This window comes from Brachybacterium sp. ACRRE (assembly GCF_022346485.1).
GTDB classification, from domain to species: domain Bacteria; phylum Actinomycetota; class Actinomycetes; order Actinomycetales; family Dermabacteraceae; genus Brachybacterium; species Brachybacterium halotolerans.
The window spans coordinates 29,618-40,669 of the sequence record NZ_JAKRMO010000040.1; the positions used below are offsets into that span (position 1 = coordinate 29,618).

7 protein-coding genes and 1 other RNA gene are annotated in these 11,052 nt (G+C 71.5%); 3 read left to right on the forward strand and 5 right to left on the reverse strand.

Annotation, left to right across the window (positions count from 1 at the left end; all coding sequences use genetic code 11):
* Positions 1–19: 19 nt before the first annotated feature.
* Positions 20–721 (reverse strand): TetR/AcrR family transcriptional regulator C-terminal domain-containing protein, encoded by a 702-nt coding sequence (locus tag MHY49_RS12310; RefSeq protein WP_239204482.1) that lies wholly within the window; start codon positions 719–721, stop codon positions 20–22.
* Positions 722–851: 130 nt separating this feature from the next.
* Between MHY49_RS12310 and MHY49_RS12315 the strand changes: the two genes are divergently transcribed.
* Together MHY49_RS12315 and MHY49_RS12320 are read left to right on the forward strand one after the other, a co-directional pair.
* Entirely contained in the window at positions 852–2,321 is a 1,470-nt protein-coding gene (locus tag MHY49_RS12315; RefSeq protein ID WP_239204483.1) for an MFS transporter, read from the forward strand.
* A 103-nt stretch (positions 2,322–2,424) separates the two neighbouring features.
* Positions 2,425–4,275 carry a Na+/H+ antiporter gene (locus MHY49_RS12320; RefSeq protein WP_239204485.1) on the forward strand — a complete coding sequence of 617 codons (1,851 nt, stop codon included), beginning with the start codon at positions 2,425–2,427 and terminating at the stop codon, positions 4,273–4,275.
* Positions 4,276–4,327: 52 nt separating this feature from the next.
* Here the strand turns inward: MHY49_RS12320 and MHY49_RS12325 are convergent, their stop codons facing one another.
* From MHY49_RS12325 to ffs, 4 genes are all read right to left on the reverse strand, one after another.
* Complete coding sequence (locus MHY49_RS12325; RefSeq protein ID WP_239204487.1) at positions 4,328–5,488, reverse strand: hypothetical protein; 1,161 nt, start codon at positions 5,486–5,488, stop codon at positions 4,328–4,330.
* Positions 5,489–5,526: 38 nt separating this feature from the next.
* Positions 5,527–7,008, reverse strand: coding sequence for a TIGR01777 family oxidoreductase (locus tag MHY49_RS12330; protein ID WP_239204489.1), 1,482 nt, complete (start codon positions 7,006–7,008; stop codon positions 5,527–5,529).
* A 105-nt stretch (positions 7,009–7,113) separates the two neighbouring features.
* Entirely contained in the window at positions 7,114–8,664 is a 1,551-nt protein-coding gene (locus MHY49_RS12335) for a sodium:alanine symporter family protein (protein WP_239204491.1), read from the reverse strand.
* A gap of 211 nt (positions 8,665–8,875) precedes the next feature.
* Positions 8,876–8,972: signal recognition particle sRNA small type (gene ffs, locus MHY49_RS12340), an RNA gene on the reverse strand.
* A 228-nt stretch (positions 8,973–9,200) separates the two neighbouring features.
* Here ffs and MHY49_RS12345 point away from each other — a divergent pair.
* Positions 9,201–10,724 (forward strand): aldehyde dehydrogenase family protein, encoded by a 1,524-nt coding sequence (locus tag MHY49_RS12345; RefSeq protein ID WP_239204493.1) that lies wholly within the window; start codon positions 9,201–9,203, stop codon positions 10,722–10,724.
* The last annotated feature ends 328 nt before the right edge of the window (positions 10,725–11,052 follow it).

The window sequence follows — 11,052 nt, forward strand, 5'->3', positions numbered from 1 at the left end:
CCGGCCGTCGGCCCCGGCCCTACGGCAGCAGACCCTCCAGCAGGAGGTCGAGGCCCAGCAGGTAGCGCTCCTCGACGTCACCCTCGGCCATCGTCCCCATCAGGGACGTGACGCGCGGGAACGGGTTCTCCCCGCCGCTCTCCAGATGCGCGCGGACGCGTGTGGTCCAGGCCTCCATCTCGGGCGCTGTGCGGGTGCGGAAGAGCCAGTTCTCGTAGACGTCGGCCGCCGTGTAGAGGAGCAGGCGATCCACCGCCCACATCGCCCGACGGGACCCGATGCCCGCGTCGAGCAGCCGCCCCAGCAGCACCTCGAGATCCTCGAAGTCGCCGATCCCCGAGGGCACCGCCGCGAAGTCCAGGCGCGCGATGTCCCCGTGGGCGGTGAGCACCCGGTGCATGCGCAGATAGTGCTCGTGGAGGTCCGCGCGGAGATCACCGGTGTCGGGCACGGGCCCCACCTCCTCGCTGACCCGGCCGTGGGCGAGGGCCAGCAGGTCCTCCCGGCTGCGCACGTGCTGGTAGAGGCTCGAAGCGGTCACGCCCAGGTCGGAGGCGAGTCGGCGCATGGTCACCGCGTCGGTCCCGTCCACGTCGATGATGCGCAGGGTCACATCGATGATCTGCTCGGCGTCCAGGACCCGCCGCGACCTGGGCGGACGCGGCGGCCTCGGCGGCGGGCCGGGGGTCCGCGGCGGGAGCGGGAACTGACGGCGATCCATGGGGCCGACCCTACCCCTTGCGCCGAACACCGTTCAGGAGTAGAACACTGTTCGTCTTTTCCGAACAGTGTTCGGCTACGGAAGAACAGCGTTCTCCAATGGCCGACCCCACCCCTTCCAGGAGCCCCTCATGACCACTTCGCCCCTCACCGATCCTGCGGTCGCCGCACCGCCCTCCTCCGCTCCCCCGATCCCCCGCTCGTCCTGGCTCGCCCTCGTCGTGATCCTGGTGGCGGAGATGCTCGACGGGCTCGACGCCCTCATCACGTCCATCGGCGGCCCGGCGCTGCTGGCCGACCTCGACGGCGGCCCCGCCCTGCTGCAGTGGACGGCCGCCGCCTACACCCTGTCCATGGCCTCCGGCCTGCTGATCGGCGGGCGCCTCGGCGACATGTTCGGCAAGCGCCGCCTGTTCCTGATCGGCATGGTCGGCTTCACGCTCGGCTCGCTGCTGTCGGCCTGCTCTCCCGTCGCCTGGGTGCTCATCCTGGGACGCGTGCTCCAGGGCCTGCTCGGCGCGCTCATGCTCCCGCAGGGCATGGGCATGATCCGCACTCTGTTCCCCGGGGAGCACGCGGCGAAGGCCTTCGGCCTGTTCGGTCCGATGATGATGGTCGCCGGCATCGGCGGCCCGATCCTCGCGGGCGTCCTCATGGACCTCGATCCCTTCGGCCTCAGCTGGCGCTCCCTGTTCGCGGTCAACGTGATCCCCTGCGTGCTCGCGATCGTCGCGGGCCTGCGCCTGCTCCCGCGCGAGTCCTCCACCCGCTCCCTCAGCCTGGACTGGACGGGCGCCGTGCTCAGCGCGGCCGGGATGGCGGCGATCGTCTACCCGCTGGTCGAGGGCCGGGAGCTCGGTTGGCCGGCCTGGACCCTCGTCGTGCTCGCGGGCGGCGTGGCGCTGCTCGGCGTCTTCCTCGTCCAGCAGCGTCGGCGCTCGCGCGCCGGCCGCGACGCCCTGGTCGAGCCCAGCCTGTTCCGCAACCGCACCTTCCTCGCCGGCCTCGCGATCATGCTCGTGTTCTTCGGCGGCACGGGGGCGATCGGCATGATCACGGCCCTGTTCCTGCAGATGGGGCTCGGGATGAGCCCGCTGCTCACCTCGATCGTCACCATCTCCGAGGCGCTCGGGATGATGCTGGGCATGGCCGCGGCGGCGAAGCTCGGCGGCACGCGCCGCACGATGGCGATCGGCATGGTGATCGCGGCGCTCGGCCAGCTGCTCACGCTGCTCGGCATCGCGGCCCAGGGCACGGCGGTCGACGCCTGGCTGCTGACGCCGATGATGCTGATCGCCGGGATCGGCATCGGCATCGCGATGGGGCCGACGTTCTCGATCATCATCACCGGCGTCTCCGATGCGGAGGCCGGCTCGGCCTCCGGCGCCCTGACCTCGGTGCAGCAGATCTCCACCGCCCTGGGCGTCTCGACGCTGGGCTCGCTCTTCTTCGCGATCGCCTCGGGCGCCGCGTCCCCGGTGCTGGGTTTCGCCCACGGTCTCGAGGCCGCGCTCGCGATCAACGTGGTGCTGATCCTGCTGGCGATGGGCCTGCTGCGCTTCCTCCCGCAGCGTGCCGCGGAGGACGCCGAGGACATCTGAGCCCGAGGGACCGCCCCGGGGCGGTGGGCCGACGCGCCGGGCCGATGCGTCGGCCCGGCGCCCCGTCGGGTCGTGCGCGCAGTCCCTGGAGGAGAATGCGCACGTGCACATCGTCCTGTTCATCGTCCTGCTGGTGGTGACCGTCCTGGCGGGCTCCGCGATCGCGGACCGCCTGCGGCTGCCCGCGCCGATGGTCCTCATCGTCATCGGCGTGATCGCCTCCTACCTCCCCTTCGTGCCGGCGGTGCGCCTGACCCCCGAGCTCGTGCTGCTGGGTCTGCTGCCGCCGCTGCTCTACTCCTCGGCGCTGAAGACCTCCCTCGTGGACATCCGGGCGAACCTGCGCACCGTCGCCATGCTGTCGATCGCCCTGGTGGTGGTCACGACCGTGACCGTGGGCGCGACCGTGCACCTGCTCATGCCCGACGTCCCCTGGCCGGTCGCCCTCGCCGTCGGCGCCGTCGTCGCCCCGCCCGACGCGGTCTCGGCGAGCGCGGTGGCGCGGCGCATCGGCCTGCCGCGGCAGATCGTCACCGTGCTCGAGGGCGAGTCCCTGCTCAACGACGCCACCGCCCTGGTGGCGCTGCGTGCCGCGGTCGCGGCGATCGCCGGCACGGTCGCGGTCGGCTCGATCGGCCTGGACTTCCTGATCGCCGCGGGAGGCGGCGTGATCGTCGGCCTCGCTGTCGCGTTCGCGGTGCTCACCGTGCGGCGCTGGGTGCACGACCCGGCCGTGGACACCGGCATCTCCTTCGTCGTCCCCTTCGCCGCGTACCTGCTGGGCGAGGAGCTGCACGCCTCCGGCGTGATCGCCGTGGTCGTCGCCGGCCTGCTCATCGGCCACAAGGCGCCGCTCGTGCAGACCTCGACCTCGCGCCTCACGGAGAACGCCACCTGGACCTCGATCGCGTTCCTCCTCGAGCACGCGGTGTTCCTGCTGATCGGTCTGCAGTTCTCACAGATCATCGCGGGCGTCAGCCACTCCCTGAGCTGGGGCTTCGTGCTGGGCGTGTGCGCGGCGGCCCTCGTGGTCGTGATCCTCACCCGGCTCGCCTGGATGTGCGCGAGCCGCCTGGTGATGACGCTGTGGGTGCCCGCGGACCGCAGGCCGCCCTGGCCGAACGTGGTCGTGACGGGCTGGGCCGGAATGCGCGGCGTCGTCACCATCGCCGCCGTGTTCGTGATCCCCGCGTCCGTGCCGCACCACGACGTGCTCGTGCTGATCGCGCTCGTGGCCGTGCTGGGCACGCTCTACCTGCAGGGCCTGACCCTGCCGTGGCTCACCCGCGTGCTGCGCGTGGTCCCGAACGATCCGGCGGCCGACGCCCTCGCCCGCGCGACCCTGCTGCAGAAGGCAGCCGACGCCGGCAATACCGTGCTCGCCTCGTGCGAGGAGCAGGACGATCCCGCGGTCGTGCAGATGATCCGCGACCGGCAGGACCAGCGCACCTTCGCCGCCTGGGAGCGGCTGTCCACGCAGGTGGGCCAGGAGAGCCCGAGCGACGCCTTCACTCGCATCCGCACCCGGATGCTCGCGGCCGAGCGGGCCCGGGTGCTCGAGATCCGCTCGAAGGGCAAGGTGCCCTCGCACGTGGTCCGCGAGGTGCTGGGCATGCTCGACTTCGAGGAGTCGCTGCTGGACTCCGGCACCGAGGCCCGCGAGGACATCGTCGCGACCGGCAGCGGCGAGGGCGGCTGGTGCGAGGACCTGCGGCGCTATCCCGCCGTCGGCACGCCCGCCCCGGAGCGCGCCTTCTGCCGGCGCTGCCGCGAGGAGGGCACCACCACCGTGGCCCTGCGCCAGTGCCTGGAGTGCGGGGAGGTCGGCTGCTGCGACAGCTCCCCCGGCCAGCACGCGACCGCGCACTTCCACGACACGAGCCACCCGGTCATGCAGTCCGCCGAGCCCGGTGAGACCTGGCGCTGGTGCTACGTGCACCAGGCGACGGCCTGACCCGCGCCGAACCGCCCGGCTCCTGCCCGGCCGCCGTCCTTCCGGGGCTCCCTCAGCGGCGAACCTCGTCGTCGCGCACGTCGCGCTCGCGGTCCCCGTGGACATCGGCCCCGTCGGCGTCGGCACCGTCATTCCCTTCGGCGTCGGGATCGTCGCCCTCGTCGCGCTCGTCGGTGCCGCCATCGGGCGCGTCCTCCGACTCCGGCCGCGTCGGATCCTCTCCGCGCCGCGCCTTCTCCAGGCGCTCCCTGCGGTCGCGGATCGTGCCGATCGTGACCACGAAGACGACCACGACGACGAGGACGGGCACCAGGTAGTCGACGATCCAGTCCGGCACGTCGATGCCCAGATGGATGTCCGGGATCCATCCGAACAGCAGGTTCCAGAGCCAGCCGAGGAACCGACGGATCGGCTCGAGGAGCGCGTCGACGAGTTCCCGCACGGGACGCGTGACCTCGCCGATCCAGGTGCGGATGCCGCGGGTCGCCTCGTCGATCCAGGTGACGACGGGCTCGACGAGTCGGCCGATCCAGCGCTTGACCGGATCGAGCAGTCCTGAGAAGAGCGCTCCGAGTCCCAGCAGGGGCACCAGATAGCGCGCGGCCTGGGCGCCGGCGGCGATCAGGCCGAAGCGCACGGGATGATCGGCCTTGCGGGCCTCGCGGGCGGCGGAGGGCGATCCCTCGGCGGGCACCAGCGGCGCGCCGACGATCTCGTCCGCGCGGACCACGTCCACCTCACCGGCGCCGCCGAGCGTCGTGGTGCGCACGACGAGCTTCTCGCGGTCCTTCATCGTCCCGCTCGCGGTGGGCCTGCGCACGGTGATCGTGGTGCGGAAGAAGCCGTCGTCGAGCTTCAGCGCGAGGCCGTCCGCCGTGGTGACGTCCTCCGCGCGGTCGGCCTTCGCGAGCGCCTTCTCGGCCTTCGGGACGTGGCGCACGCCGTCGATGAGGATGACGGCCTCGGTGTCCAGGGTGCGGTGGCGCACCTCGGCGACGTACTCGTGGCCGTCGCGTCGGCCCTCGTAGCGCACGTCGGCGCCGAAGCGCGTGGTGCGGTGCGCCCCGAACTCCTCGTCGCCCTCGGTCGCGTCGCTCTCCGTCGCGCCGTCCGTCCCTTCGACGGCCGGCTCCCTGTCCTCGGGCCCCTCGGCGTGCATCCCCTCGTCCTGCATGCCCTCCATCGTGCCGGGCCGCGCGGGGCCGCGGATCATGCGGAAGCATGGGGCCAGGGGCGACGACGGTCTCGCCCTCAGACCATCGGCCGACGCAGCACGTGCCGCAGGGCCTGCTCGAGCTCCGTGTGGGCGGGGTCGAACCCGCTTCCCAGCAGGCGCGACGCGTCGACGTCCTGGTCGGCCCGTACGAGTTCCTTCGCCCCCTCGCTCCCGAGCAGCAGGGCGGGCCCGAAGCCGGGGACCGGCACGAGCGCAGGCCGGTGCAGCACGCGTCCGAGCGTCCGGGCGAACTCCCGCGAGGTGACGGGCGCGGGGGCGACCGCGTTCACGGGCCCCTCGAGCTCGTCCGCGCACAGGGCGTGGGCATAGGCGCGGGCCATGTCGTCCAGGGTGATCCAGGAGAGCACGGCGTCCGGTGCCGCGAGCCGACCGCCGATCCCGGCGAGGAACATGGGGATCTGGGGGAGCAGGGCCCCTCCCCCGTCGGAGAGCACGATGCCCGTGCGCAGGTGCACCACGCGCACGCCCGCCCGCGCCGCGGGGGCGCTGCTGGCCTCCCATTCTTCGCAGACGCGGGCGAGGACGTCGTCGCCGAAGGCGTCGTCCTCGGTGAGCACCTCGCCCGGCCGCTGGGCACCGTAGGCGCCGATCGCGCTGGCCTGCACGAGGACCCTGGGGCCGGCCGATGCACCGTCCGATCCGTCCTGCATGCGCGCGAGCGTGCGCGCGATGAGGTCGCCGCCGCGCACACGGGACGTGAGGATCTCGCGCTCGGCGCGCGCGGTGAAACGCGTGGAGATGGGCCGGCCGGCGAGGTTCACGACGGCGTCGACGCCCTCGAGGTCGGCGGGGTCGAGCTCGCCGTGCTCGGGGTCCCAGGGGATCTCGTCGGGTCCCTCGGCGCGGCCGCGGACCATGCGGATCACCCGGTGGCCGCCGGTGCGCAGCAGCGCGACGAGCTGCGTGCCGATCAGACCGGACGCCCCGGCGATCGCGACCACCAGCCGCGGGGAGCCGGCATAGCGGGCGTGGAAGGCGAGGTCCTCGCGCAGCTGCGCGCCGCGGAAGGCGAGCATGCGCTCGATCGTCCGACGGGCCTCGCGCGCCGGGAGGCCGCCGACCCCGCTCGCCTCGCCGGCGCCGCCGCCTCCGGCCGCCTCGCCGGTGCTGCCGATACCGCCCGGCAGCTCGAGGTCGATGCGGTCGCGGATCTCCGAGCTGCCGGGCCCGGTCCCGGCGATCTCGTGCTGGTGCCGCCACGTGCGGAAGTGCCCGGTGACCTGGGCATCGACGAAGGAGTGGACGGCCGTCGCGCCGCTCCCGCGATCCTCGCGGGAGGCGTGCCGCAGCTCCCAGCGGGGGCTGAGCCCCGTCGGCAGCAGCGGAGGGCCGAGCCGCACGGCGACCCGTCGGCCGACCTCGAGCCCGCCCGCGTCGGGATCCTCGATCCTGGCTGTGCCGGGCGGCGTGAGCCGGACAAGAGCGCCGGGCCGTTCGTGCCAGGCGAGGACCTCGTCGACGCCATGGTCCAGTGGGGTGCGTGCCTCGATGCGCATCGGTGCCTCCCGGCGTCGGTCGCGGGTGTTCGCGGTGATGCGCCACGGTACGCGCTCCCGCTGGTCGGACGTCGGCGTCCGACCTGCTGCGGCGGAGCGGCAGGGTCAGTCGAGCGCGTCGACCTTGGGCCGACCGCCGTCGCCGCCCGCGGCACGGGCGTCGGCCCGCTCCTCCCAGAACTCGGCGTTGCGGATGCCCAGTGGTCGCGGGTCGAACTGCGGATCCAGGCCATCGCGCTTCTGGCGCCGGTAGTCCTTGAGCGCCTTCATCGCGGGCACCTGCAGCACCAGGATCGCGATGATGTTCAGCCAGGCCATCGCGCCCACGCCGATGTCGCCGAGCGCCCACGCGTTGCCGGTGGTCGTGGCCAGGCCGCCGATCGCCACGGCGATGATCATGAGGACGCGGAGCACCCACACCAGCGCGCGGCGCACCTGGTGGCTCGGCACCCAGCGCATGAGGTAGGTCAGGTTGGTCTCGGCCATGTAGTAGTACGCCACGATCGTGGTGAAGGCGAAGAAGAACAGCGACAGCGCGATGAACGAGGCGCCGACGCCCGGCAGGAAGGTGTCGAAGCCCGCCTGCGCGAAGCCGGGACCCACGGGGACGTCGTCGGCCAGACCGCCGGGACCCTGGGTGAGGATCTGCGAGGGATCCTCGACCGCATCGGAGTACACGCGGTACATGCCGGTGGACAGGATCATGAAGGCGGTCGCGGAGCACACGAACAGGGTGTCGACGTAGACGGCGAAGGCCTGCACGAAGCCCTGCTTGGCGGGGTGGGAGACCTCCGCGGCGGCAGCGGCGTGCGGGCCCGTGCCCTGGCCGGCCTCGTTCGAGTACAGGCCGCGCTTGACGCCCCACTGGACGGCGAGGCCCACGATCGCGCCGTAGACCGAGTCCATGCCGAAGGCGGAGGAGAAGATCTCGGAGAAGACGGGCACGATCTGGTCGGCGTTCACGAACATCACGACGATCGCCGCGAGGATGTAGATGACCGCCATCACGGGCACCACGAGGCCCGCGAAGGTGGCGATGCGCTTGACGCCGCCGACCACGATGAGCATCAGCAGCACCAGGATCACGACGGTCGAGATCCACTGCGGGAGGCCCCAGGCGCCGAAGGCGGAGACGGAGATGCCGTTGGCCTGCACGCCCGGGAGGAAGAAGCTCATGGCCAGCACGGTGACGAGCGAGAAGACGATCGCGTAGACCAGGGAGATGCCCTTGGCGCCGGTGTGCTTGTAGGCCTTCTCGATGTAGAACGCGGGGCCGCCGCGGTACTCGCCGGTGTCGCGGTCGCGCTCCTTGAAGATCTGGCCGAGCGTGCACTCGATGAAGGAGGTCGCCGACCCCAGGAAGGCCATCGCCCACATCCAGAACACCGCGCCCGGCCCGCCGAAGGCGATGGCCGTCGCGACGCCCGCGATGTTGCCGGTGCCCACGCGGCCGGCGAGAGAGATCATCAGCGACTGGAAGGAGGAGACGCCGCTCTCCGACTTCTCGCCCCTGATGATCTGCCGCAGCATGTCGGGGATGTTGACGACCTGGAGGAGCAGGGTCCTCGCGGTGAAGTAGAGACCTGCACCCAGGCACAGGATGATGAACGGCGCGCCCTGGATGTTTCCGGACAGCCAGGCGATGAAATCACTCATGCGAGGAGGCTCCTGAGGAGGGGGCAGGGGATGTGCAGCACGCACGAGTGTGACGCACGACTCCCCTGAGGGTGCGCACTTCCGCGTCCCGTTGCGCAATCGAGACCTCCGTGGAGCGCGCCCGGCGTCGTCGCCGAACCTCTCCACACCCCCCGGTCGCCGCCGCATCCGCCGTGCGTCGGGACGCCGTGCCACGCACCGGCTCCGGGCATGAGAGGACCCCTCGCGCACCTGCCAGAGCCCACCTGCCCTTGCTGCCGTCAAGCCCTGGGGGAGTTCAGTGAGGTGACACCGCACGAGGGGTCGCGCACGAGTCTAGCGATCCTGCGCCGCGCGTGCACACCCGCCGCCGCGCGGCGTGACGCGGCTCCCTTCGTCCGCCGCGGACCTGCGGTCCGTGTGCTCTCGCCTGGCGAGAATCCGCCTCCCCGCCAGGCGCTCCGGGGCCGTAGAGTGGTGATGCCGGTCACGTCCCGAGGATGCGATGTGCTCCCCGGGCGCGACCACCGATGGAACCGATCTCGACGAGGAGAGTCATGACCGTCTATGCACGACCCGGGACCGACGGGGCGAAGGTCTCCTTCGCCTCCCGCTACGACAACTACATCGGCGGCACGTGGGTGCCCCCGGTCAAGGGCGAGTACTTCGAGAATCCGACCCCGGTGACGGGCGAGGTGTTCTGCGAGGTGGCCCGCTCGACCGCCGAGGACGTCGAGCTCGCGCTCGACGCGGCGCACAAGGCCGCCCCCGCCTGGGGGAAGACGTCGGTCGCCGAGCGCGCCGTCATCCTCAACAGGATCGCCGATCGCATCGAGGAGAACCTCGAGACCCTCGCGGTCGCCGAGACCTGGGACAACGGCAAGCCCATCCGGGAGTGCCTGAACGCGGACCTGCCGCTCGCGGTCGATCACTTCCGCTACTTCGCGGGCGCGATCCGCGCCCAGGAGGGCACGCTCTCCCAGATCGACGACGACACCGTCGCGTACCACTTCCACGAGCCCCTGGGCGTGGTCGGCCAGATCATCCCCTGGAACTTCCCGCTGCTCATGGCGACGTGGAAGCTCGCCCCGGCCCTCGCGGCCGGCAACTGCATCGCCCTCAAGCCCGCCGAGCAGACCCCGGCCTCGATCATGGTGCTCATCGACCTCATCGGGGACCTGCTGCCCGAGGGCGTCCTGAACATCATCAACGGCTTCGGCGCCGAGGCGGGCAAGCCGCTCGCCTCCAACAGCCGGATCGCGAAGATCGCGTTCACGGGCGAGACCACGACCGGGCGTCTGATCATGCAGTACGCCTCGCAGAACCTCATCCCGGTGACCCTCGAGCTGGGCGGCAAGAGCCCGAACCTGTTCTTCGACGACGTCGCGAGCGAGAAGGACGCCTACTACTCGAAGGCCCTCGAGGGCTTCGCGATGTTCTCGCTGAACCAGGGCGAGGTCTGCACCTGCCCGTCGCGCGCGCTCGTGCAGAAGGGCATCTACGACTCGTTCGTGGCCGACGGCCTCGAGCGCGTGAAGGCCACGAAGCAGGGGAACCCCCTGGACACGGACACCCAGATCGGCGCGCAGGCCAGCAACGACCAGCTCGAGAAGATCCTGTCCTACATCGACATCGGGAAGCAGGAGGGCGCGAAGATCCTCACCGGCGGCGAGCGCGCCGACCTCGGCGGGGACCTGTCCGGCGGCTACTACGTCACGCCGACGGTCTTCGAGGGCGACAACTCGATGCGCATCTTCCAGGAGGAGATCTTCGGCCCCGTGCTGGCCCTGACCTCGTTCACGGACTACGACGACGCGATCTCGATCGCCAACGACACCCTCTACGGGCTCGGCGCGGGTCTCTGGTCGCGCAGCCAGAACATCGTCTACCGGGCGGGCCGCGCCATCCAGGCCGGTCGCGTGTGGGTGAACAACTACCACAGCTATCCCGCGCACAGCGCCTTCGGCGGGTACAAGTCGTCGGGCATCGGCCGCGAGAACCATCTGATGATGCTCGACCACTACCAGCAGACCAAGAACCTCCTGGTCTCCTACTCCGAGACCGAGCTCGGCTTCTTCTGATCCCGTCGGGTCTCCATCACTCGCGAGAGGTGAGTTGTCGTCGTCAACAGCCCCTTTTGAGGACGACAACTCACCTCTCGCGAGATCGTGGCGCTGCAGCCGCACCGGCTGCCCCGCACCACGCGCCTCGCGCCGCGCACTACGACCACGCGCAACGGTCTCCCCAGGAGGCCGCACATCGGAAGGAGCGCATCATGACGGATTCCTCCGCCGAGAACCCGACCCCTGCACCCGGCACCTCGTCGGCCGCGGGCGCGGGGGCCGCGGCCGACGAGGTGCCGGGTGCAGGGGTCGGGTTGTCGGCGGAGGAATCCGTCAAGATGCGCTC